The organism is Primorskyibacter flagellatus, from assembly GCF_014638275.1.
In the GTDB taxonomy this organism is placed as follows: domain Bacteria; phylum Pseudomonadota; class Alphaproteobacteria; order Rhodobacterales; family Rhodobacteraceae; genus Pseudooceanicola; species Pseudooceanicola flagellatus_A.
Window position 1 is genome coordinate 576,276 of sequence record NZ_BMFJ01000002.1, and the last position, 22,941, is coordinate 599,216.

Here is a 22,941-nt window from a genome sequence, read left to right on the forward strand (position 1 = left end):
CTCCTCGGCCCCGCACTCTCCTACCGGCGCGCCTTGCGCAGCAGCATGTCCCGTTTCACCCTGCTCAGCCGGTCGAAATACATCCGCCCCGCCAGATGGTCGATCTGGTGCTGCACCGATGTCGCCCAGAGCCCGACGAAATCCCGCTCCTCCACTGCGCCCTCCGCGTTGAGAAACCGCACCGTCACCGCCCGCGGCCGTACGACCTTTGCCGACACGCCGGGCAGACAGGGCGAGGCCTCCTCGTGCTCGCGCGGCTCCACGCTCGCATGCAGCACCTCCGGATTGGCCATGCGCACCGCCTGCCCCCGGTCCGAGGACGCATCGACCACCGCCAGCCGCAGCATCACCCCGATCTGTACCGCCGCGAGACCGACGCCCGGCATCGCCTCCATCGTCGCGACCATGTCGTCCCAGTGGGCGCGGACGTCTTCCGTCACCTCCGGCACATCCGCCGCGACGGTCTTCAGACGCCGGTCGGGCCAACGCAGGATCGGGCGGATGGCCATCAGGCGCGGGCCCGGTCGCGCTTCAGCTTCTGCATCTTCCGGGTGATGATCTGCCGCTTGATCGGGCTGATGTAGTCGATGAAGAGCTTGCCATCGAGATGGTCGATCTCGTGCTGCACGCAGGTCGCCCAGAGCTTGTCGAAGGTCTCTTCCTGCGCCTTGCCGTCCCGGTCCATCCAGCGCACCGTCACCTCCGCCGGGCGCTCCACCTCGGCATATTGTTCGGGGATCGACAGGCAGCCTTCCTCGTAAACCGATTTTTCATCCGAGGAAGCGATGATCTCCGGGTTGAACATGATCAGCGGACGGGGCGCGGCGGCTTCGTCCTTTTCGCAGTCCAGCACGATCAGACGGGCCATCAGCCCGATCTGCGGCCCGGCCAGCCCGATGCCTGGCGCGTCATACATGGTGGCCAGCATGTCGTCGGCCGTCCGACGCAGGTCGTCGGTGATGTCGGCAACCGGATCGACGACCTTTTTCAGGCGCGGATCCGGGTGGATGAGGATGGGTCTGATCATGCGCCTCATGTAAGCGAAGGGACCGCGCCGCGCAATCCGTCCCCGGTCCTGCGTTGTGGCGCACAGCGCCGGGGGGCGCACCCCCTTGCCGCCACCTGTCAAAGGAGTAGTTTTCCCGGAAATTCCGAAAGTTGTGAAAGGCCTCACGTGACCGCCCCCGATTTCGACGAACTGATCGAACGCCGCAACACCCACTCCGCCAAATGGGACAAGATGGAGACGTTTTCGGGCGTGTCCCCCGACGACGGCATTCCGATGTGGGTCGCTGACATGGACTTCCGCCCCCCGCACAGCGTCACCGACGCCCTGCGCGCCTATCTCGATCACGGTGTCTTCGGCTATTTCGGCGATGACGAGGCCTATCTGAACGCGATTTGCTGGTGGATGCAGACCCGCCACGACTGGACCGTCGACCCCGGCCACGTCTTCTCCACCCACGGCCTCGTCAACGGCACCGGCCTCTGCGTGGAGGGCTTCACGAAACCCGGCGATGCGGTGGTCATGTTCACTCCGATCTACCATGCCTTCTTCCGCGTGATCCGCGCCGCCGGCCGCACCGTCACCGAATGCCCGATGGCACTGACGGATGGCCGCTACACGCTCGACTTCGACGCCTACGACGCGCAGATGACCGGGAAAGAGAAGATGATCGTCTTCTGCTCCCCCCACAACCCCGGCGGCCGCGTCTGGACTCGGGCGGAACTCGAAGGCCTGCTGGCGTTCGCACAGCGCCACGACCTCCTCATCGTGTCCGATGAAATCCACCACGACCTCATCATGCCCGGCGAAAAGCACATCCCGCTGGCCCTGATACCGGGCGCGGCGGAGCGGCTGGTCATGATGTCCGCGACGACCAAGACCTTCAACCTCGCCGGGATGCACACCGGCAACGTCATCATCTCCGACCCCGATCTGCGGCAGAAATTCGATGCGGTGATGACCGCCTTCGGCATTTCCCCGAACGCCTTCGGCAAGCACATGGTGCCCGCCGCCTATTCACCGGAAGGGGCGGACTGGGTCGATGCGCTGATGACCTATCTCGACGGCAACCGCCGCATCTTCGACGACGGCATGGCGGCGATCCCCGGCCTGCACAGCATGCCGCTCGAAGGCACCTACCTCGCCTGGGTCGACTTCTCCGGCACGGGGATGGAGTCGACGGAGGTGCAGCGCCGCATCCAGAAGGACGCGAAGATCGCCGTGAACCTTGGCGAGACCTTCGGCGCGGGCGGCGCGCCCTTCCAGCGGTTCAATCTCGCGACGCCCCGCACCCGCGTGGTGGAGGCGGTGGAACGCATGCAACACGCCTTCCGCGACCTCCAGTAATCAGCCGAGGATCACCGCGACCACCCCCGCCACCGACACGGCAGAGCCGATGAAGCCGCGCGCGCCCATGCTGCGGTCGCGGTGGATCAACCGGTTGAACAGGATGGTGAACAGCGGATAGGTCGCCACCACCGGCGACACCTGCACCACCTCTCCCCGCCCGAGGGCGGAGTAGAGGAACACCACCGCCAGCCCGTTGCAAAGCCCGATGACCATGAACCACAGGATGCCCGCGCGCGCGCCTTCGGGCCGGTGCTGCCCGGCGGTCATGCAGGCCCCCCAGACCACGAGGCTCGACATCAGGTAGGCGATCAGTCCGGCGGCGAAGGGCGCGTGCCAGTAGTCGTAGCCCAGCTTCACGACCGGCTGCACCGCGCCGCGCAGGAACGCACCGAGCAGCGGCAGGGCCAGCACCATCAGCCGCACCGATGGATGGCTGCGCACCTTGTCCAGCGCCAGCAGCACCAGCCCGGCGCAGACCCCGAGTATCCCCAGCCCCTGCACCGCAGAGGGCACCTCGCCAAGCAGGAGGATCGCCAACCCGATGGCGAAGATCGGCGATGTGTTGCCCAGCCCCCCGGTCAGGTTCGGCCCGATCGCCCGGTTCGACACGAAGTTCACCAGCGACACCACCGCCGGGTAGAACACCCCCGCCCCGGCAAAGATCGCAACTGCCCGCCAGTCCGCCCCGCTCCAGTCGATGGTAAGCGGTGCAAGGCAGAGGAACAGCACCAGCGATGTCGGCACCGAATAGGTCGCCCCGACCAGCGGCGACAGGGTCCGCAGCCCGAAGGTGGTGAACACCAGCCCGAGCGCCAGGCAGACCGAGGCCGCCAGCGAGAGCAGAAAAATCCAATGGTCCAAGAAATCCCCCCGGAATCCACCGGTGAGAGTACCGATTCTTCCCGGAACGGCGAGGGGGAAAGCGCGGTCGCAACGCCGCCGGTGCCAGGATAAGAGACCCTGCACGCCCTTGATATCAGACAAAAAGAAACCCGGGCACTAGGCCCGGGCAAGTCCAACAGGGAGGTACATATCAAACCCGGATATGTGCGGGTTGGTTCCCGAAGGTTCCGAAAAACATGTTATCATCATTCAACGGGCAAGAATAAGGCTGGTATTCCTTACCTCGATTCTCCCGCAGGTTGTGGCTTTTATGCCACCAGACGGTACCCGCCGCTCTCCGTCACCAGAAGCCGCGCATTCGACGGATCGGGTTCGATCTTCTGCCGCAGTCGGTAGATATGGGTTTCCAGCGTGTGGGTCGTCACGCCCGCGTTGTAGCCCCACACCTCGTGCAGCAGCACGTCGCGCGCCACCACGCCGTCGGTCGAACGGTAGAGGAACTTGAGGATGTTCGTCTCCTTCTCCGTCAGGCGGATCTTCTTCTCGTCCTCGGTCAGCAGCATCTTCATGCTGGGACGGAAGGTATACGGCCCAAGCTGGAACACCGCATCCTCGGACTGTTCGTGCTGGCGCAGCTGCGCGCGGATGCGGGCCAGCAGGACCGGAAACTTGAACGGCTTTGTGATGTAGTCATTCGCCCCGGCGTCAAGCCCGAGGATCGTGTCCGCGTCACTGTCATGCCCGGTGAGCATCAGGATCGGGGCCTTCACGCCCTGCTTGCGCATCAGCCGGCAAAGCTCCCGTCCGTCCGTGTCGGGCAGACCGACGTCCAGGATCACCAGGTCGAACAGCGATTCCTTCACCTTCTGCATCGCGCAGGCGCCGTTGTCGGCCTCGAGGACATCGAAATCCTCGGTCATCACAAGCTGTTCGCTAAGGGCTTCGCGCAGGTCGTCCTCGTCATCGACCAGCAGGATACGTTTCAACTGTGCCATATCGGGCCTCCGTCATTCGGCAGGGATATGCCGTTGCGCACCAGATGCGCGCGGCTCACGGGTCCGGCAAGATTTGCTACTGTGCTCTCACGCCGACGTGTCCCTGCGCAGGGATTTGTTTCAACTTTGCAATTTACCGGTTTAAACAGGATCAAGTTTCGAAAGCATCCGCATGTCCTTGATCCCCGACGCCACCGAACAGCTTGCCCGCGCCCGCGCCGACCTGCGCATGGGCCTGCCGATCGTGCTGCGCGACGGGTCCCGTCGGATGCTGGTGCTGGCGGTCGAAACGCTGTCCGCCGACCGCCTGGCGGCGCTGGCCGCGCTTGGCGGCACGCCGCATCTGGCGATCACGGCGCGCCGGGCCGAAACCCTGAAGGCCCGCGCCTATGATGGCGATCTGGCCCGGCTGACCCTGCCGAAGGACGCCGACCTTACGTGGCTGAACGCCGTCGCGGACCCGGCCGACGACCTCCGATCCCCCATGAAGGGGCCCTTCGTCGCCCTGCGGGAAGGTCCCGCCGACCTCGACCGGCTGGCGCTGCGCATCCTGAAATCCGCCCGCATCCTGCCCGCCGCGCTCAACCTCTCCGTCCCCACCGCGCCCGAGGGGCTGACGACGCTCGACGCGACCGCGACGCGCCACCTTCTCGACACTGCCAGCCCGCTGCACCCGGTGATCCACGCCCGCGTCCCGCTCGCCGCCGCTGAAAACTCCCGTCTGCATGTCTTCCGCCCCGAGGACGGCGGAGAGGAGCATTACGCCATAGAGATCGGCCGCCCCCCGCGCGACACCCCAGTGCTCGCCCGCCTGCATTCCGCCTGCTTCACCGGCGACCTGCTCGGTTCGCTCAAATGCGACTGCGGCCCGCAGCTGCACGGCGCCCTGACCCAGATGGGCGACGAAGGGGCGGGTATCCTGCTCTATCTCAACCAGGAGGGGCGCGGGATCGGGCTGGCCAACAAGATGCGCGCCTATTCGCTGCAGGATCAGGGTTTCGACACGGTGGAGGCCAACCACCGGCTTGGCTTCGAGGATGACGAGCGCGACTTCCGCATCGGCGCGGCCCTGCTGAAACAGATGGGATTCGCCTCTGTCCGGTTGCTGACCAACAATCCCGCCAAGATCGCGATGATGGAGAAGAACGGCATTGCCGTGACCGAACGGGTGCCGCTGAAGGTCGGGGAAAATCCGCACAACACGAAATACCTCGCCACCAAGGCGAAGAAATCGGGGCACCTCCTGTGATGCGCCTGTCGCCTGCGGGCCTGCACTTCGCCGGGCGCACCCTGCCCTGTACCATCGGGCGCGGCGGCCTGTCCGACGCCAAACGCGAAGGCGACGGGGCCACGCCACGCGGGCTGCACCGGATCGTCGGGTGTCTCTACCGCCCCGACCGCGTGCCGGCCCCCGCCCCCTGGGCCCTGCCGATCCTGCCCGGGATGCTCTGGTCCGACGCGCCGAAGGATGCCGCCTACAACCAGCTGGTCCGCGCCCCCTATGGGCCAAGCCACGAAAAGCTCCGCCGCGCCGACCCGCTCTACGACATCGTGCTGCTCACCGACTGGAACTGGCCAGAGGCCGTGCCCGGTGCCGGGTCCGCCATCTTCCTGCACCAGCAGCGCCGTCCCGGCTACCCGACCGAGGGCTGTCTGGCCTTCCGCCGCGACCACATCCGCTGGATCGCCGAACGGGCCGTGCCGGGCACGCGGCTGCTGGTCTAGGCGTCAGGGATAGTTCCGCATCGCCGTCGCGGTGCCAAGCGTCTTGCTTCCGTTCTTCGCGACCGCCTTCCACTGGTAGCGGTGCGATCCGGACGGCGGACAGGGGCTCTTGTACTTGAAGATACCGCCGGGCAGGGTCGCCGACCCGCTGACCTCTGCCTTCACCTTCCCGCCGCCGTGGTTGTAGGAGGGCACGTCCAGGTCCTTGAGGGTGAAGTCGATCCGGTTGGTCCCCGCCGGAACCCCCGTGAGCGTGAACTCGGGACTTCCGACCGTGTTCGGATTGCCCGACGTACACAGCGGAATATTCCCCCATTTGAAGTCGAGCGTCATGTCGGCAGATGCCGCACCCGCGGACAGGAGGGGCGCGATGACCAGCGGCAGAATGTATTTCATGAAATCCTCATTGATGAATGAGGCCAGCATCGCACCGCCCCGCGGCCCGGCGCAATCGGATTTACGGCCGCGTCCCGAAGATCGCGGACCCGACCCGGACATGGGTCGCGCCAAGCGCAATCGCTTCTTCGAAGTCGCCCGACATGCCCATGGATAGCCCCGCCAGCCCGTTGCGGTCCGCGAACTTGGCCAGCAGCGCGAAATGGAGCGAGGGCGTCTCGTCCACCGGCGGAATGCACATCAGCCCTTTGAGAGGCAGGCCAAGCCCGCGCACCTCGGCCACGAAGGAATCGACTTCCGACGGCAGGATCCCGGCCTTCTGCGGCTCCTCCCCCGTGTTCACCTGGATGAACAGGTCGGGGCAGGTCCCGATTTCATCCGCCAGCCGCGCCAGCGTCGTCGCCAGCTTGGGCCGGTCGAGCGAATGGATCGCCTGCGCCAGCTCCATCGCCTGCCGCGCCTTGTTGGTCTGCAGCGGGCCGATGATATGCAGCTCCACCGCGCCGAAGTCTTCGCGAAAGCCCGGCCATTTGCCCGCAGCCTCCTGGACCCGGTTCTCGCCAAAGACGCGCTGGCCTTCTTCCAACACCGCACGGACGCGGTGGTCCGGCTGCATCTTGGATACGGCGATCAGCGTAACCTCGCCGGGGTCGCGACCGGCGGCGTCACAGGCTTTGGCGATACGGGAACGGATTTCGGTCAGGGACATGCGCAAGGGATGTCACGAAGACATGCGGAGGTCCAGAATCGAAATGGGCAGGCCCGAAGGCCTGCCCACGAAGATCAGCTCAGGTGAGCGGATCAGAAGTTGAAGCGAACACCGAGGTCGGCCTGGGTTGCGCCGGTGAAGATTTTTTCCACACCGCCGCGGAACGAAGCGCCGCCGCCGAGATCGTAGTTGAAGTCGATACCGTAGGAGTCTTCGTCAGCGAACGCCGTGTTGGTGTCGTTGGCGTAGTAGGCTTCGATGTTCAGAGCGTCGGAGACGTCGTAGGAACCGGCAAGGGTCCAGCGCTCAAAACCGTTGTACGCCTGGGCGTAGCCGATGTTGAAGCCGAACTGGGCGATCTTGCCGCCGAAGGTTGCGGTCCACTCGGTGTCGGTCAGGGCGGTGGAGTCCTGGTAGCCGATCGCTGCGGTGTAGCCGTTGAAGGAGTAGGCGAAGGCGCCTGCAACGCGGCTGTTGGTGTCCGAAGCGGAGATGTGCGCTTTGAAGTCGCCGACGGTGTAGATGACTTCAACACCGTTGGTCAGGGACGCACCGGCACCGGCGGAGGAGTAGGCGTCTGCGCCACCCACACCGTAGGCGGTGTAGTTGTAGGACAGACCGGTCAGGCCGAGGTCGATCGGGTACTGGCCGTCCATGCCTTCGAAGGCACCGATGATGTTGCCGACGCCGACTTCCAGGCCGCCTGCTTTTGCGTAGAAGCGAACACCGTTGATGCCGGTGCCTGCGCCGCCGTTGGTCTGCTGGATACGAGCACGCGCACCGAAGGTGACGCCAGCGTCAGACTCGGTGGTTGCATCGATCTGCAGGCGGAGACGGCTGGTGATGTTGGTCTTGGACACGCCAGCTGCCGGCATGTCGTTGTACATCAGGCCGAAACGGCCGTAGCCCGAGAAGGCGACTTCAGCGGACGCAGCGCCAGCGGCCATAACCAGAGCCGTCGTCGCGAAGAGAATCTTTTTCATGGGTTTTCCCTCGATTTCACAAGTCAGCCCAGCCCGGTGTCCCGTCTGGGTATGACAGTCGTTTCGCTCTTTTCGGGTCGTCATTGCAAGCGGACCGACGGCCCCTCAAAGTTTCGACGTTCAAATGGTGCAACTCTGCCACAGTCGATTTCCCCGGCGGCAGGGCCTTTCCGGTATGGCGGCAGTTGCTTACCGCCCGCACCCGCACCCCGCCGCCATTAATTCTTGCCCCTATTGCGGCCCTTCATTAGGAGTAACCGGGACGAACGACTTTGGAACGACCGGACATGACACCCAGGGCCTACCTCAAACTTGCCACCGCCGCCGTTTCGCTTGCGGCGCTGACGGCCTGCGGGGGTCTGGGGTCGGGCGGGTCCGGCGGCAGCGGCCTGTTCCGGTCGGGCGGAGGCGGCGGCACGCTGGTCACCCCGGCGGAACCCGATCTGGAACGCAACGGCCGCCCGCGCACGACGATCTGGGACGCCCTGCGCGACCGCGACGACGGGCGCAAGGTCGGGGTGAACCGCTATCTCTGGAACGCCTCGCTCGAGGTGCTGGATTTCCTTCCCGTTCAGACGGTTGACCCCTTTACCGGCGTCATCGTCACCGGCTATGGCACGCCCCCGGGCGGCGGCCGCGCCTATCGCGCGACGGTCTACATCAAGGATCCCGCGCTGGACGCCCGGTCGCTGAACGTCGCGATCCAGACGCGCGGCGGCCCGGTGGCCGTCGGGACTCAGCGCGCGGTGGAGGATGCGATCCTGACCCGCGCCCGCCAGCTGCGGACCGCCGACCGCCGCTACTGACCGGTCAAAGCGGCGCCTCGGCCAGCCGCGTCACCCAGTCCATCTGCTGCGGCAGGCACACCCGCCGCAGGTCGTAATTCGCCACGATACTGTCCCGCGCCGCCCGGCCAAGCCGCGCCCGTGCCTCCGCGTCCTCCAGCAGGTCGACGGTCTGATCCACAAGCGCATCGCCGTCGAAGAAATCGACCAGCCGCGCGGTTTCGTCATGTTCGACCGACTCAAGCACCGGCTCCGTGGACGACGCGACGATCGCCGCCTCGCAGGCCATCGCCTCGAACAGCGACCAGGACAGGACGAAGGGATAGGTCAGGTACAGGTGCACCCGGCTGACCTGCAGCAGCGCAACGAACCGGTCGTAGGGAATCCGCCCAAGGAAATGCACCCGCGCCCAGTCCGCATCCGGAATCGCGCCGCGCACCTCGTCGATGTAGATCTGCTTCCAGGTCTTTCCGGCCGGTGGCTTCGCGCCATAGCTCACCCCCTCCCCGCCCACGATCAGCACCTGGGCGTCGGGCCGTTCCCGCAGCAGCCGCGGCAGCGCGCGCATGAAGACGTGATACCCGCGATAAGGTTCGAGGTTGCGGTTCACGAAGGTCACCACCTCGTCCTCGCGGCTCAGCGCCCGCCCGTCCTCCAGCACGAACCGCGCCCCCGGGTTGGCCACCAGCGCCCGCGTGTCGATGCCGTCGTGGATCACGCTGATCCGGTCGCGGAAAGGCTGCGGAAAGGTGTCCGCCTGAAAGCGTGTCGGGCTGATCCCGGCCTGCGCGATGTCGAAATGCAGGTGGTTGTTGATGTTCTTCAGACGGATCCGCATCGGATCGGTCTCCGCATCCCGCACCGGGAATTCCGGATCGAAGCCCGCATGCGGATACCCCGGCAGATGGTACAGCTCGCAGAACAGCCCCATCCGGGCCGAGGGCCAGAGATCGCGCAGGAACAGCGACTCGCCCCAGCCATGGTGCGAAATGATGACATCCGGGGTGTAGCTCCCCGCCTTCATCTCGCGCGCGGCGAGATAGCAGGATTCGGCCCGCGTCACCTTGCTGTCGAGGTCCAGCATCCAGGGATGCGTCTTCTGCTCTCCGCGCGGCCGGATCGCATAGGGCAGGATCTCCACCCCGTTCCAGGTCGCCCGCTGCTTGACCCGCAGCGTCAGCGCCTTCACCTCATGTCCGCGCAGGGCGAGAACCGAGGCCAGGTGTTTGAACTGGCCGGGAAAATTCTGATGGATGAAGAGAACCTTCATAGGATCCGCCCGCGCCGCCCCCGCCTGTCATGCCTGCCTGTTTTGGCGCACTATAACCACGCGACATCGCCCCGGCCAAGCGGGCGCGCAGCAAATCGCTGGACCCTCGGGCGGCGCGCGCATATCACCCGCAGCCAAGGAAACCGACCGCAAGGAAAGCCCGCATGTCGCGCTACGCAGCCGCCGAGATCGAACCGAAATGGCAGAAGGCCTGGGACGACGCCGGAGTCTTCCTGGCCCGGCGCGACGCGGACAAGCCGAAGTATTACGTGCTTGAGATGTTCCCCTACCCCTCGGGCCGCATCCACATAGGGCATGTTCGAAACTACACTATGGGCGACGTGATCGCCCGATACAAACGCGCCACCGGCCACAACGTTCTGCACCCCATGGGCTTCGACGCTTTCGGCATGCCCGCCGAGAACGCCGCGATGGCCAACGGCGGCCACCCCAAGGACTGGACCTATTCCAACATCGACACGATGGTCGCGCAGATGAAGCCGCTTGGCTTCTCGCTCGACTGGACGCGGATGTTCGCGACCTGCGACCCGGAATACTACGGCCAGCAGCAGGCGCTGTTCCTCGACTTCCTCGAGGCCGGGCTGGTCTACCGCAAGAACGCCGTGGTGAACTGGGATCCGGTCGACATGACCGTGCTTGCCAACGAACAGGTCGAGGACGGGCGCGGCTGGCGCTCCGGCGCGCTGGTCGAACGGCGCGAACTGACGCAGTGGTTCTTCAAGATCTCCGACTATTCGGCAGAGCTTCTGGACGCGCTCGACACGCTCGACGACTGGCCCGCCAAGGTGAAACTGATGCAGGCCAACTGGATCGGCCGGTCACGCGGGCTGCAATTCGCCTTCTCCCTGATCGACGGCCCGCGCGGGTTCGACCGGGTGGAAGTCTACACGACCCGTCCCGACACGCTCATGGGTGCGTCCTTCGTCGGAATCTCGCCCGATCACCCGCTCGCGAAAGAGCTTGAGAAATCCGACCCAAAAGTCGCCGCCTTCTGCAAAGAGGCGCGGCAGGGCGGCACCACCGAAGAGGCGATGGAAAAGGCCGAGAAGCTGGGCTTCGACACCGGCCTCAAGGTCCGCCATCCCTTTGACACGGCCTGGGAACTGCCTGTCTACATCGCCAACTTCATCCTGATGGACTACGGCACCGGCGCGATCTTCGGCTGCCCCGGCCATGACGAACGCGACCACGAATTCGCGCGCAAGTACGACCTGCCGATCATCGACACCTTCCTCCCGGTCGAGGGTGGCCATGACATCCAGTCCGCTCCCTTCGTACCCGCGAAAACCGAAAAGGTCCGCTTCACCCGTCTTGTCGCGGGCGAAGAAATCCAGACCGGCGAGGAGGCGATCAACGCCACCATCGATTTCTGCGAGGCCAACGGCGTCGGCCATGGCGTGACCAAGTTCCGCCTGCGGGACTGGGGCCTTTCCCGTCAGCGCTACTGGGGCTGCCCGATCCCCGTCGTGCATTGCGACGACTGCGGCGTCGTGCCCGAGAAGAAGGAAAACCTGCCCGTCACCCTGCCCGACGACGTCAGCTTCGACATCCCCGGCAACCCGCTGGACCGTCACCCGACCTGGCGCGACTGCGCCTGCCCCGCCTGCGGCAAGCCGGCGAAGCGGGAAACCGACACGATGGACACCTTCGTCGATTCGTCCTGGTACCAGGCCCGCTTCACCTCTCCGCGTGCCACCACCCCGACGGACATGGAGGAAGCCGACTACTGGATGAACGTAGACCAGTATATTGGCGGCATCGAACACGCGATCCTTCACCTGCTCTACGCCCGCTTCTTCTGCCGCGGCATGGTCAAGACCGGCCACCTGCCCGAGAAATCGAAGGAGCCCTTCGACGCGCTGTTCACGCAAGGGATGGTGACGCACGCGATCTACCAGACCAAGGGCGACAACGGCCGTCCGGTCTATCACTACCCCGAGGATGTGACACTGAAGGACGGCCAGGGCTTCCTGAAGGACGGGCAGGAGGTGGAGATCATCCCCTCCGCCAAGATGTCCAAGTCCAAGAACAACGTCGTCGACCCGGTCCAGATCATCGCCGACTACGGCGCCGACACCGCCCGCTGGTTCGTCCTGTCGGACTCCCCGCCCGAGCGTGACGTCGAATGGACCGCCGCCGGGGCCGAGGCCGCGTCCAAGCACCTCGCCCGCGTCTACCGTCTGGCCGCCGAACTCGACAACGCCCCCGCGAATGCGGAAGAAGACACCGCCCTCCTGCGAGAGATGCACAAGGCGATCCGCGACGTGACGCTTGGCGTGGACAGCTTCGGCTTCAACGCCTCCATCGCCAAGCTCTACGGTTTCACCAACGCCATCGCGAAATCAAAGGCCGGGGCCGACACCAAGCGCACCGCGATCAAGACCCTCGCCCAGCTCATGTCGCCCATGACTCCGCACCTCGCGGAAGAGGTCTGGTCCCTCCTCGGCGGAGAGGGGCTGATCGCCCGCGCCCCCTGGCCGAAGGAGGACGAGGCCATGCTGGTTGATGACTCCGTCACCCTTCCGATCCAGGTCAACGGCAAGCGGCGCGGCGAAATCACCGTTCCGAAGGATCTCGACAAGGCAGAGGTTGAAAAGCTTGCGCTGGCCCATGAGAATGTCGCCAGAACGCTGGACGGGGCCCAGCCGAAGAAAGTCATCGTCGTCCCCGGTCGGATCGTGAACGTTGTCATGTGACCGCCGCCTGCTGCTGACCCTGCTGGCCGCCCTTCCGCTGGCGGCCTGCGGATTCACCCCCGCCTATGCGCCGCAGGGAGGGGCCGACACCCTGTCCCGCGCGGTGCAGGTCCGCGCCCCGGTGACCCGCAACGACTACATGCTGACCCGCCAGCTGGAAACACGGCTCGGCCGGGCGGTCGCGGCGGATTACTTGCTCGACTACACGCTGACGGTGCAGGACGAACGCATCGCCATCACCGCCAACAACATCACCCGCCGCTTCAACCTTGTCGGCCGCGCCTCCTACACCCTGACGACAATGGACGGCACGACCGTCACCAGGGGCACCGTCGACAGTTTTACCGGCTACTCCGCCACCGGATCGACCGTCGCCACCCGTGCCGCACGCGCGGATGCGGAGGAACGGCTCACCACCATCCTTGCCGACCAGATTGTCACCCGCCTGATCGCGGCGGCCTCCGCGACATGAAGCTGTCCACCAAAGACGCCTCAGCCTATTTCGCGAAACCCGAACCGGGCCGCACCGGCCTGCTGATCTACGGCACCGACGCGATGCGCGTGGCCCTGAAACGGCAGGAGGTCATCGCCGCCCTCATCGGCCCGAAGGGGGAGGAGGAAATGCGCCTCACCCGCCTGCCCGCCGCCGACGTGCGCCGCGATCCGGCCAGCTTGACGGATGCGGTCAAGGCGGTCGGCTTCTTCCCCGGCCCCCGCGCGGTGTTCGTGGAGGACGCCAACGACAGCCACACCGACGCCATCCTGCCCGCGCTGGAGGACTGGCGCGACGGCGACGCGCAGGTGATCGTGACCGGCGGCAACCTCAAGAAGACGTCCAAGCTGCTGAAGTTCTTCGAATCCCACAGGAACGCCTATGCCGCCGCGATCTACGACAACCCGCCGACCCGGGCTGAGATCGAAGCAGAGCTGAAACGCGCCGGCCTGAAGGACCTGGGGCAGGAGGCGCTGCAGGATCTCTCCGCCCTCGCCCTCGCCCTCGACCCCGGCGACTTCCGCCAGACGCTGGAAAAGCTCGCGCTCTACAAGCACGGCGATCCCTCCCCCGCGGCGCCCGCAGATGTGGCCGCCGTCGCCCCCGTCTCGACCGAGGCCGAGATCGACGACATCCTCGACATCGTGGCCGAGGCGAAGACGAGCCAGATCGGCCCGCTCATGCAGCGCCTGCGCGGGCAGGGGGTTACGCCGGTCACGCTCTGCATCGGGCTGATGCGCCATTTCCGCACGCTCTACGCCATCGCCGCCACCCCGGCGGGCGCGCGTCCGCCCGCCTTTGGCCCGCGCCGTGACCGGATCATCCGGCAGGCACAGACCTGGGGCGCGATCAAGCTGCAGCAGGCCCTGACCGTCATCACGGAGACCGACCTCACACTGCGCTCGGCGGGGCAGACCGCGCCGCAGATGGCACTGGTGGAACGCGCGATGATCCGGCTGGCCATGATGGGGCGGCGATGATCCGCCTCGCGGCCCTCCTCCTCTGGCTCCTCGCCCTGCCCGCACTGGCGCAGGATCAGCTGACGATCCCCCGCGCCGACGGGGCCAGCGTGCCGGTGCTGCACTGGACCGCCCCGCCCGGCGCGCCGCTTCTGATCCTGTCCCACGGACTGGGCGGCAGCGAGGATGGCCTGTCCGACCTCGCCCGGGCCGCCAATGCCGACGGATTCGACGTCTGGGCCATGGGCCACCGCGAATCCGGCCGTCCCGCGCTCGCCGCTGTCCTCACAGCCGAGGATCGCCGCGCCATGCTGATCCGCACCGTCACCGACCCCGCGCTGAACGCCGCCCGCCGCGCCGATCTCGACGCGCTTCTGGCCCGGATCGGCCCGGCCTTCGAACAGGCCCCGCTGCGGGTCTACGGCGGCCACTCCATGGGCGCCCAGTCGGTGGAGGCCGAGGCAGGCGCCGCCAACAGCTTCGGCGTCACCGGCGCCGACCGTTTCGACGCCTATGTCGCCCTGTCCTTCCACGGCCCCGGACCGAACTTCCCGGACGGCGACTGGGAGAAGCTGACCAAGCCGATCCTCATGGTCACCGGCACCGCCGACAACGCGATCACCGGCACCTGGGAAACCCGCCTGCCGACCTTCGCCGACCTGCCGCAGGGGGCCGCCACGCTGGCCATCATCGAAGGCGCGACGCATGGCCAGGTCAGTGGCTCCGGCCCTTCGGACCTCGCCAGCCTGTCCCGCACCATCGTGATGGATTTCTTGACCGGCCTCATGTCCAGCCCGCGCACCCGGCCCCAGGCCCGGCAGGGCGCGGTCATCACCAACAAATAATACCGCATCACACAGGGGGAGGAGACCCGATGTACACCGTCATAGGCGCACCCAAGAACCGCACGTTCCGCGTCATCTGGATGCTGGAGGAACTGGGCGAACCCTATGAACGGGTCAAGGTCAAGCAGCACACGCCCGAGGTGCTGGCCCATTCCGTCATCGGCAAGCTGCCGGTGCTGGTCGACGACGGCGAAGGCGTGTCCGACAGCGCCGCAATCCTCACTTATCTCGCCGACAAGCATGGGAAATTCACCGCCCCCGCCGGGACCATGGCGCGGGCCAAGCAGGATGCCGTGACCTTCCAGGTGCTCGACGATCTGGAAAGCGTGATCTGGATCGCCACCCGCCACGGCTTCATCCTGCCCGAGGAACACCGCTGCGCCGACCTGAAGGGTTCGGCCAAATGGGAATGGGGCCGGAACCTCAAGCTGGTGGAAAAGCGTTTCAGGGGGCCCTTCGTGATGGGCGATGACTTCACCCTGACCGACATCCTGCTGACCCACACGCTCGGCTGGGCCTTCGGTGCCAAGTTCCCCTTCGAAAGCGACGTCCTGCTCGACTACATGAAACGCATGGGTGAACGGGACGCTTACAAGCGCGCGGTCGACTCGGAAAAGGCGTAACCCGCCGCCGCCCGCCCGGCCCACAGGCCCGTCGCAAGGCAGGCGGTCAGCAGGTAGCCGCCCGTCGGCGCCTCCCAGTCCAGCATCTCCCCGGCGGCAAACACGCCGGGGCGGTCCCGCAGCATCAGTTGCGCATCCAGCCCGGCGAACCGCAGCCCCCCGGCGGTAGAGATCGCCTGATCCATCGGCAGAACCCCCGCATACCGCACCGGCAGTGCCTTCATCAGCGGAGCGAGGTCCTCGGGCAGCGGCCGCCCGAATTCCATCAGCAGCGACCGCTTGGCCGGGTCCAGCCGCACCGCCCGGCGCAGATGCGACGACAGGCTGTCCCCGCGCCGCCTGCGCCCCAGCTTTTCCCGCAGCCTCTCGACCGTCAGATCGGGCATCAGGTCCACCGTCAGCGGCGCCCCGTCCCGCAGTGCACGCGATATGGCATAGACCCCCGCGCCCTCCAGCCCGCGCGCGGTGATGACGCATTCGCCCCGGGACATGCGCCCGCCCGCCGACAGGGCCACCGCCTTGACCGGCGCGCCGAACTGCTCTGCCATCCGCTCCGACCAGTTGACGGCGATCCCGACATTCGCCGCAAGGAACGGCGCGGTGTCGAACTGCCCGGCCCAGCCCCCGTCAGAGCCGAGGCGCGCCCAGCTTGCCCCGCCCATGGCCAGCACCGTGACATCCGCCGCGACGACCTGCTCCCCCTCCGGCGTGGCAAACACCGCCGCCCCGTCGCGCCACCCGGTCCAGCGCCAGCGGGTGCGTACCGTGACGCCCAGCCCGTCCAGCCGAGCCATCCACGCGCGCAGCAGCGGCGACGCCTTCATGACCTTCGGAAAGACCCGCCCGGTGGAGCCGGTGAAGACCTCCTGCCCCAGCCCCTCCGCCCATGCGCGGGCCTCAGCCGGACCGAAGGCGGCAAGCATTGGGGCCAGAACCGGTGCGGCCTCCTCAAAGGCGGCAAGGAAGTCCCCCGCCGCCTCGTCCTTGGTCAGGTTCAGCCCTGATTTCCCGGCCATCAGCAGCTTGCGCCCGACACTTGGTTTTGCCTCAGCCACGATCACGGAGACCCCGGCCGAAGCCATCGCCTCCGCCGCCATAAGCCCCGCCGGGCCCCCGCCGATCACCAGTCCCGTCGCCATGCCGCCCTGATTGCGATGAGGGGGAAGGAATGGCAAGGCCCCGCCCGCGCCAACCCGCCAGTGCCGCCGTCATCCTCGGGCTTGACCCGAGGATCTCTCCGGCGAAAGATCCTCGGGTCAAGCCCGAGGATGGCGCGCGCCCACAGGTGACGCTCCGCAACAAGACACCGCTCCGATATGCCCGACGACCCGACCTGCCCGCTCTGCCTGCGCCCCATCCCCGAAGGCGCAAAGGCCTCGCGTCACCACCTCGTGCCGAAACTCCGCGGCGGCAAGGGCGGCCCGACCGTCCTGCTGCACCACATCTGCCACCGCGAAATCCACGCCACGCTGAGCGAGACGGAACTCGCCCGCGATTACGACACGCCCGAAAAGCTCCGCCAGCATCCGCGCCTGGCGAAGTTCATCGCCTGGGTCGCGAAACGTCCGCCGGGGTTCCAGTCGAAGATCCCCGGCCCGCGCCGGCGTTAGCGGCACATCCCCTTGATCGCCGCCGCGATCTCCGGTTTCGCCGCCAGCGTGTCGGCACAGATTTCCCGCGCCGCATCCATCAAGGCCTCCGGCGCCACGATCCGGTCGATCAGGCCGAAGGTCAGCGCCTCCTCCGTGGTGATTTTCTGACCGCCCATGAGGACCATCCGTGTCCGCGCCGGGCCGATCAGCGCCGCCATGCGTCCGGGGTCCGAAGGCTGCGGCAGGAACCCCAGCTTCATCACCGGATAGAAAAACTTCGCCCCCGGCACCGCGATCCGTATGTCGCAGGCCAGCGCCATGCCCATGGAGCCGCCCGCCAGCGTCCCGTTCAGCGCCGCTACCGACAGACCCGGCAGCGCCGCGACCGCCGTCGACAGCCGTTCCCACAGCGGCGACACGGCCAGCCCGGCCCGCGCCGCCTCAAGATCCGCTCCGGCAGAGAACACCTTGCCTGTCCCGGTCAGGATCACCGCCCGCGCCTCCTGCGCCGATTCAAAGACCTCCGCCAGGTCCTCCAGCATCACCTCGGTCAGCGAATTCGCCTTGTCCGGCCGGTCGATGGTGACGGTCCAGAGCCCGCCGTCGCGATCGACCCGGATCACGCGATCAGCCCCGCGGCCCGGCGCACGCCCTCTTCGCGCAGGGAAATCTCCTGTCCCAGATGCCCGTCCGCGCCTGCGCCGCACATCCACAGCAGCGTCTTCGCGGGCCATTCCGGGGGAATGTGATCCTCCCACGCCAGTTCGCTGACCGGGTTCATGCCCGACGCCTTGATGTCGCGCTGCATCTGCGTCGCGACCGTGCCCGGGGACAGGCCCATGACGCGCAGCCCCCGCGCCGCGCCTTCCAGATGCGCCGACTTGGTCAGCATCGCCGCACCGGCCTTGGAGGTGCAGTAGGCGCTCCACCCCTCCAGCGCGTTGTGCGCCGCGCCCGAGGACACGGTGATGATCGTCCCGCCACCCTGCGCCATCATCACCGGCATCGCCGCACGCATCCCGTTGAAGACGCCCTTGATGTTGACGTCGATCACCTGGCCCCAGGCCTCCGGATCGGCGTCGGCCAGATGCACGATCGGTTGCAGCACCCCGGCATTCCCGATCAGGATGTCGAGCCGCCCGAAGGTCTGGATCGTCGCATTCACCGCCGCCTCGACCTCCCAGAAGCGCGAGATGTCGCAGGGCACCGCCATGGCGTCCGGCCCGATCTCTCCGGCGATACCCGCAATCGCGTCCTCGCTCCGCGCCAGCAGGACGACCTTCGCCCCGGCCTCGGCAAAGACCCGGGCCGCCGCCGCGCCGATGCCGCGGCTCGCGCCCGTGATCATCGCCACCTTTCCGCTCAGATCCGTCATGTCTCACCCTTTCCTAAGTCTTCGGGACCGTTGGTAATCCGGCTCATAAGCACAGGTAAAGACCGCCCCGCCTTGACGCGCGGAACCTTACGTCAGATTCTGCGGCAAAACGAGACGCCGGAAGGACCCCGACATGACCACCCGACTTCGCACCGGAGGTGCGGCAACCGGCAGCGCCCTTGCCCTGATGCTGTCCCTGACCGGCCCGGCCCGGGCGGATGTGACGCCGCAGGACGTCTGGACCCAGTTCCGCGACTACCTCGAGACCTTCGGCTACACCGTCACCACCACGCCCGACAGCAGCGGCGCGGACCTGAGCATGGACAGCCTGACCATGACCATGGCGCTTCCGCCCGAACCCGGCTCCGACCTGCCCGGCACGGTGACGGTGACCCTTGGCGGCATGTCCCTGCGCGGCCTGGGCGACGGTACGGTGTCGGTCGAAATGCCCGCCTCCGTCCCGCTCGAGGTCTTCATGGACGGGCCCGAGGACAAGGACCTGACCGTCAAGTCGACCCTCGACAGCACCGGCTTCAGCATGATCGCCTCGGGCAACCCGGACGACATCACCTACACCTTCACCGCCGCCCGGATGGCCTGGGACGTCAGCGAATTCGAAGGCCAGCCCGGCAAGGTGGTCTCGCCCGAGGCGCTCAGCCTCGTGATGGAGGGGATGCGCGGCACGACGCAACTGTCGAAGGACGGCGCGCTGACCCGCGTGCAGCAGGAGATGACGCTCGCCTCGATGAGCTACGACATCGACATCTCCAACCCCGAACCCGGCAAAAGCGAACGTGTCACCCTCGCCGGCACGCTCAGCGGTCTGACCTCCACCGCCGACGGGACGCTGCCGCAGGTCGATGACCCTTCTGACCTCTCCGCCGCGATTGCCGATGGCTATGCCATCGACGCCGGGATCCGTTACGCCGCGGGCAACAGCAACTTCGACTTCAAGGACGAGAAGTCGCAGATGCAGGGCACCTCGAAAAGCCAGGGCGGCAGCTTCGACGTCACGCTTTCTGCCGACGGGCTGGCCTATGACGCCACCGCGACGGGGGTGGAGCTGTCCCTGCAGGGCAGCCAGTTCCCCTTCCCCGTGACCTCAACCCTCGCCGGACTGGGTTTCGGCCTGAAGATGCCGGTCGTGGCATCCGAGGACGATCAGCCCTTCGGCGCGTCGTTCAAGGTCACCGAACTGGTCGTTCCCGAACCGCTCTGGTCGATGATCGACCCGACCAACGCCTTCCCGCACGACCCCATCACCGCCGAGGTCGAACTCGACGGCTCCGGCCGTTTCCTGCTCAGCTTCCTGTCGGACTCCGACATGGCAGAGCTCCAGCGGGGTGAACGGGAAATCGGCACGCTCAGCGGGATGGCGATCCGCAGCCTGCTGCTCAAGGGCGCGGGGGCAACGGTGGCCGCCACGGCGGACATGACCTTCCGGGACTTCCCCCTGCCGCCGCGCAAGGACGTCAAGCCCGACATGGTCGGCACCGCGGACGTGCGCATGACCGGCGTGACCGGCCTGCTGAACAAGCTGGCCCAGATGGGACTGATCCCCGCCGCGCAGGCGATGATGGCTGCCGGGATGATCCAGCAGATCGGCAAACCCGAGGGCGGGGCGGACGACTTCTCCGCGAAGATCGAGATGACCCCGAACGGCAACATGCTCATCAACGGGATGCCGATGCCCTTCAACTAGGGCATCGCGGGCACCCGTCCCGTTCGCCCCCTTGTTTCCCGGTCCGTTCGCGGCTACCTCCGTAGGGCGCGACAAGGACCCATGATGACCCAGAGCCTGCCCGACCTGACCGCCCGCCTGCTTGAGGCCGCCAGACGGGCCGGGGCCGACCAGGCCGACGCCATGGCCCGCGACGGCTCTTCCGTCTCCATCGGCGTGCGCGCCGGCAAGCTGGAAGAGGCCGAACGCTCGGAAGGCGCGGAAATCGGTCTGCGCGTGATCCTCGGACAGCGGCAGGCCTGCGTCTCCTCCTCGGACCTGCGCGATGCGGCGATGGACGAAATGGCCGCCCGCGCCGTCGCCATGGCGCGCGAGGCACCCGAGGACCCGACCGTCGGCCTGGCCTCCTCCGACCAGCTTTCCGCCCTGCGCGACGCCACGGCCCTGGAACTGTTCGACCCCTCCGACGCCCCCTCCCCCGACGCGCTGATGCAGACCGCGCTGGCGGCCGAGGCCGCCGCGCTGGCCGTCGACGGCGTCACCCAGGTATCAGGCGCGGGCGCGTCCTACGGCACCTCCCACGTGCATATCGCCGCCACCAACGGCTTTTCCGGCGGTTACAGCCGTTCGCACCGCCAGACCTACTGCACCGCCATCGCCGGCACCGGCACGAAGATGGAACGCGACAGCGACGGCGACATGCGCCTCTTCCAGTCCGACCTGCGACCGGCGGAAGAAATCGGCACCCGTGCCGGCGAACGCGCCGTGTCGCGCCTCGGCGCGGTGCAGCCGAAAACCGGCAAATACCCCGTTCTGTTCGACGAACGCATCAGCGGCAGCCTGATCGGCCACCTGCTTGGCGCGGTGAACGGCGTGGCCATCGCGCGTGGCGGGTCCTTCCTGCGCGGCCACCTCGGCCAGCGGGTCCTGCCCGCGGGCCTGTCCCTGACCGAGGACCCGCATCGCCCCCGCACCTCCGGCTCCCGCCCCTTCGACGCGGAGGGCCTGCCGACCGCCCGCCGTGCCATCGTCGACGACGGCATCCTCACCGGCTGGACGCTCGATCTCGCCACCGCGCGCAAGCTGAACATGGCCCCGACCGGCAACGCCGCGCGCGGGCTCAGCGCGCCGCCCTCCCCGTCCAACTGGAACGTGGAACTGACCCAGGGCACCGCCACGCGCGACGACCTGATCGCCCGGATGGGGACCGGCTTCCTCGTCACCTCCCTGATCGGCTCCACGATTAACGCCAATACTGGCGACTATTCCCGCGGCGCCTCCGGCTTCTGGGTCGAAAACGGCCGGATCTCGCACCCGGTGGCCGAGGGCACGATCGCAGGCAACCTGCTCGACATGCTGGCGCGGATGATCCCGGCCAACGACGCCCGCCCGCACCTCAGTCACGTCGTCCCGTCGATTCTGATCGAGGACATGTCGATTGCCGGACAGTAGCCCCGCCGACGACCTCGCCCTTCTCACCGAAGCGGCACGACGGGCAGGGCGCACCGCGCTGACCTTTTCCGGCACCACCGCGCAGAGATGGGAAAAGCCCGACGACCTCGGCCCCGTGACCGAAGCCGACCTCGCCGTGGACGACATGCTCCGCACCACGCTGACGCAGGCACGCCCGACCTATGGCTGGCTCAGCGAGGAAAGCGAGGATACCGCCGATCGCCTGACCCGAGACCGCGTCTTCATCGTCGACCCGATCGACGGCACCCGCAGCTTCATCGAGGGCAGCGACACCTGGGCCCACTCTCTCGCCATCGCCGAATACGGGGAAATCGTCGCCGCCGCCGTCTACCTGCCGGTGAAGGGCAAGCTCTACGCCGCTGCGAAAGGGCGCGGGGCCTTCCTGAACGACCGCCCGATCCGCGTCTCTCCGCGCGACGCGCTGACCGGGGCCCGCGTGCTGGCCGCCAAGCCGAACTACGACACCCGCCACTGGCCCGGCGGGGTCCCCGACGTGCGCCGCCACTACCGCCCCTCGCTCGCCTACCGCCTGTCGCTGGTGGCCGAGGGGAGGTTCGACGCCATGCTCACGTTCCGCGACAGCTGGGAATGGGACATCGCCGCCGGCGATCTGATCCTGCGCGAGGCCGGGGCCGTCACCTCCTCCCGCACCGGTGCGCCGCTGCGCTTCAACAACCCCCGCCCGCAGGTCGACGGGGTGATCGCCGCCTGCCCCGGACTGCACGCGGAAATCCTGACCGCCCTCGGCCCCGCCAGGTCCTCCCGCCGCGACCCGACGCAACACCCCTCCGGATCTTGACGCGCGCGCCCGGATTCCGCAGGTTGCAGACGACCCCGCCCGACCCGGTCAACCCGTTTCAAGGAGTGTTCCCATGACGCAGCGCCTGCATCTTGTCTTCGGCGGAGAACTGGTCGACCCCACGAAGAACGTGTTCAAGAACGTCGACGACATCGACATCGTCGGCATCTACCCCAACTACGCCGCCGCCTTCGACGCCTGGAAGGGCGCGGCGCAGCGGACGGTGGACAATGCCCACATGCGCTACTACATCGCGCATCTCCACCGCCTGCGGGACGAGGAAACGCAGGCCTCGTCGACCGAAGAACTGGGACACTGACAC

General features: G+C 67.2%; 25 protein-coding genes. 14 read left to right on the forward strand and 11 right to left on the reverse strand.

The features are described 5' to 3' along the window. Positions 1-20 precede the first annotated feature (20 nt). Positions 21-509 carry a peptide deformylase gene (gene def / locus IEV87_RS17130; protein WP_188479031.1) on the reverse strand — a complete coding sequence of 163 codons (489 nt, stop codon included), beginning with the start codon at positions 507-509 and terminating at the stop codon, positions 21-23. Beyond that, complete coding sequence (gene def / locus IEV87_RS17135; protein WP_188479032.1) at positions 509-1,027, reverse strand: peptide deformylase; 519 nt, start codon at positions 1,025-1,027, stop codon at positions 509-511. The genes def (IEV87_RS17130) and def (IEV87_RS17135) overlap by 1 nt, the downstream gene beginning before the upstream one ends. A 147-nt stretch (positions 1,028-1,174) precedes the next feature. On the opposite strand from def (IEV87_RS17135), the gene IEV87_RS17140 reads away from it, so the two are divergent. Next, a complete protein-coding gene (locus IEV87_RS17140; RefSeq protein WP_188479033.1) occupies positions 1,175-2,353 on the forward strand; it encodes a MalY/PatB family protein in 1,179 nt (392 codons plus the stop codon). On the opposite strand, the gene IEV87_RS17145 is transcribed toward IEV87_RS17140, so the two are convergent. Continuing rightward, complete coding sequence (locus IEV87_RS17145; protein ID WP_188479034.1) at positions 2,354-3,217, reverse strand: DMT family transporter; 864 nt, start codon at positions 3,215-3,217, stop codon at positions 2,354-2,356. Between the two features lie 290 nt (positions 3,218-3,507). Beyond that, on the reverse strand, positions 3,508-4,194 hold the full coding sequence (locus IEV87_RS17150; protein WP_188479035.1) for a response regulator transcription factor: 687 nt from the start codon (positions 4,192-4,194) through the stop codon (positions 3,508-3,510). Positions 4,195-4,366: 172 nt separating this feature from the next. Between IEV87_RS17150 and ribA the strand changes: the two genes are divergently transcribed. Next, positions 4,367-5,443 (forward strand): GTP cyclohydrolase II, encoded by a 1,077-nt coding sequence (gene ribA / locus IEV87_RS17155; protein ID WP_188479036.1) that lies wholly within the window; start codon positions 4,367-4,369, stop codon positions 5,441-5,443. Beyond that, complete coding sequence (locus tag IEV87_RS17160) at positions 5,443-5,919, forward strand: L,D-transpeptidase family protein (RefSeq protein WP_188479037.1); 477 nt, start codon at positions 5,443-5,445, stop codon at positions 5,917-5,919. Before ribA ends, IEV87_RS17160 begins: the two co-directional genes overlap by 1 nt. Positions 5,920-5,922: 3 nt before the next feature. Here the strand turns inward: IEV87_RS17160 and IEV87_RS17165 are convergent, their stop codons facing one another. The 3 genes from IEV87_RS17165 to IEV87_RS17175 form a co-directional block, all read right to left on the reverse strand. Further along, positions 5,923-6,315, reverse strand: a complete 393-nt coding sequence (locus IEV87_RS17165; protein WP_229737681.1) for a YbhB/YbcL family Raf kinase inhibitor-like protein — start codon at positions 6,313-6,315, stop codon at positions 5,923-5,925. 61 nt (positions 6,316-6,376) lie between these two features. Continuing rightward, positions 6,377-7,024, reverse strand: a complete 648-nt coding sequence (locus tag IEV87_RS17170; protein ID WP_188479038.1) for a YggS family pyridoxal phosphate-dependent enzyme — start codon at positions 7,022-7,024, stop codon at positions 6,377-6,379. Between the two features lie 92 nt (positions 7,025-7,116). Then, a complete protein-coding gene (locus tag IEV87_RS17175; RefSeq protein WP_188479039.1) occupies positions 7,117-8,007 on the reverse strand; it encodes a porin in 891 nt (296 codons plus the stop codon). 287 nt (positions 8,008-8,294) lie between these two features. On the opposite strand from IEV87_RS17175, the gene IEV87_RS17180 reads away from it, so the two are divergent. After that, positions 8,295-8,813 carry a DUF3576 domain-containing protein gene (locus IEV87_RS17180; protein ID WP_188479040.1) on the forward strand — a complete coding sequence of 173 codons (519 nt, stop codon included), beginning with the start codon at positions 8,295-8,297 and terminating at the stop codon, positions 8,811-8,813. Between the two features lie 4 nt (positions 8,814-8,817). Here the strand turns inward: IEV87_RS17180 and IEV87_RS17185 are convergent, their stop codons facing one another. Continuing rightward, on the reverse strand, positions 8,818-10,062 hold the full coding sequence (locus tag IEV87_RS17185) for a glycosyltransferase (RefSeq protein WP_188479041.1): 1,245 nt from the start codon (positions 10,060-10,062) through the stop codon (positions 8,818-8,820). Positions 10,063-10,226: 164 nt separating this feature from the next. Here IEV87_RS17185 and leuS point away from each other — a divergent pair, with 164 nt between their 5' ends. The 5 genes from leuS to IEV87_RS17210 are packed head-to-tail and all read left to right on the forward strand — an operon-like array spanning position 10,227 to position 15,699. Then, positions 10,227-12,779 (forward strand): leucine--tRNA ligase, encoded by a 2,553-nt coding sequence (gene leuS / locus IEV87_RS17190; RefSeq protein WP_188479042.1) that lies wholly within the window; start codon positions 10,227-10,229, stop codon positions 12,777-12,779. Further along, positions 12,769-13,251 carry an LPS assembly lipoprotein LptE gene (gene lptE, locus IEV87_RS17195; protein WP_188479043.1) on the forward strand — a complete coding sequence of 161 codons (483 nt, stop codon included), beginning with the start codon at positions 12,769-12,771 and terminating at the stop codon, positions 13,249-13,251. The genes leuS and lptE overlap by 11 nt, the downstream gene beginning before the upstream one ends. After that, complete coding sequence (holA, locus tag IEV87_RS17200) at positions 13,248-14,252, forward strand: DNA polymerase III subunit delta (protein WP_188479044.1); 1,005 nt, start codon at positions 13,248-13,250, stop codon at positions 14,250-14,252. The genes lptE and holA overlap by 4 nt, the downstream gene beginning before the upstream one ends. Continuing rightward, positions 14,249-15,076 carry a hypothetical protein gene (locus tag IEV87_RS17205; protein WP_188479045.1) on the forward strand — a complete coding sequence of 276 codons (828 nt, stop codon included), beginning with the start codon at positions 14,249-14,251 and terminating at the stop codon, positions 15,074-15,076. Before holA ends, IEV87_RS17205 begins: the two co-directional genes overlap by 4 nt. A 29-nt stretch (positions 15,077-15,105) precedes the next feature. Continuing rightward, positions 15,106-15,699 carry a glutathione S-transferase family protein gene (locus IEV87_RS17210; RefSeq protein WP_188479046.1) on the forward strand — a complete coding sequence of 198 codons (594 nt, stop codon included), beginning with the start codon at positions 15,106-15,108 and terminating at the stop codon, positions 15,697-15,699. Here the strand turns inward: IEV87_RS17210 and IEV87_RS17215 are convergent. Then, on the reverse strand, positions 15,666-16,838 hold the full coding sequence (locus IEV87_RS17215) for a TIGR03862 family flavoprotein (RefSeq protein WP_188479047.1): 1,173 nt from the start codon (positions 16,836-16,838) through the stop codon (positions 15,666-15,668). The two genes, IEV87_RS17210 and IEV87_RS17215, sit on opposite strands and share 34 nt — an antisense overlap. Positions 16,839-17,015: 177 nt before the next feature. Here IEV87_RS17215 and IEV87_RS17220 point away from each other — a divergent pair, with 177 nt between their 5' ends. Continuing rightward, a complete protein-coding gene (locus tag IEV87_RS17220) occupies positions 17,016-17,309 on the forward strand; it encodes an HNH endonuclease (RefSeq protein ID WP_188479048.1) in 294 nt (97 codons plus the stop codon). On the opposite strand, the gene IEV87_RS17225 is transcribed toward IEV87_RS17220, so the two are convergent. Both IEV87_RS17225 and IEV87_RS17230 read right to left on the reverse strand, forming a co-directional pair. After that, positions 17,306-17,914, reverse strand: a complete 609-nt coding sequence (locus tag IEV87_RS17225) for an enoyl-CoA hydratase/isomerase family protein (protein WP_188479049.1) — start codon at positions 17,912-17,914, stop codon at positions 17,306-17,308. The two genes, IEV87_RS17220 and IEV87_RS17225, sit on opposite strands and share 4 nt — an antisense overlap. Then, a complete protein-coding gene (locus tag IEV87_RS17230; protein ID WP_188479050.1) occupies positions 17,911-18,666 on the reverse strand; it encodes an SDR family oxidoreductase in 756 nt (251 codons plus the stop codon). Before IEV87_RS17230 ends, IEV87_RS17225 begins: the two co-directional genes overlap by 4 nt. Positions 18,667-18,799: 133 nt before the next feature. Here IEV87_RS17230 and IEV87_RS17235 point away from each other — a divergent pair, with 133 nt between their 5' ends. From IEV87_RS17235 to IEV87_RS17250, 4 genes are all read left to right on the forward strand, one after another. Continuing rightward, the gene (locus IEV87_RS17235) at positions 18,800-20,368 is read left to right on the forward strand and encodes a hypothetical protein (RefSeq protein WP_188479051.1); all 1,569 of its coding nucleotides are present in this window, start codon (positions 18,800-18,802) and stop codon (positions 20,366-20,368) included. Between the two features lie 84 nt (positions 20,369-20,452). Continuing rightward, positions 20,453-21,799 (forward strand): TldD/PmbA family protein, encoded by a 1,347-nt coding sequence (locus IEV87_RS17240; protein WP_188479052.1) that lies wholly within the window; start codon positions 20,453-20,455, stop codon positions 21,797-21,799. Continuing rightward, entirely contained in the window at positions 21,786-22,619 is an 834-nt protein-coding gene (locus IEV87_RS17245) for an inositol monophosphatase family protein (RefSeq protein WP_188479053.1), read from the forward strand. The genes IEV87_RS17240 and IEV87_RS17245 overlap by 14 nt, the downstream gene beginning before the upstream one ends. Positions 22,620-22,692: 73 nt before the next feature. Next, on the forward strand, positions 22,693-22,938 hold the full coding sequence (locus IEV87_RS17250) for a DUF4170 domain-containing protein (protein WP_188479054.1): 246 nt from the start codon (positions 22,693-22,695) through the stop codon (positions 22,936-22,938). Positions 22,939-22,941: the final 3 nt, after the last annotated feature.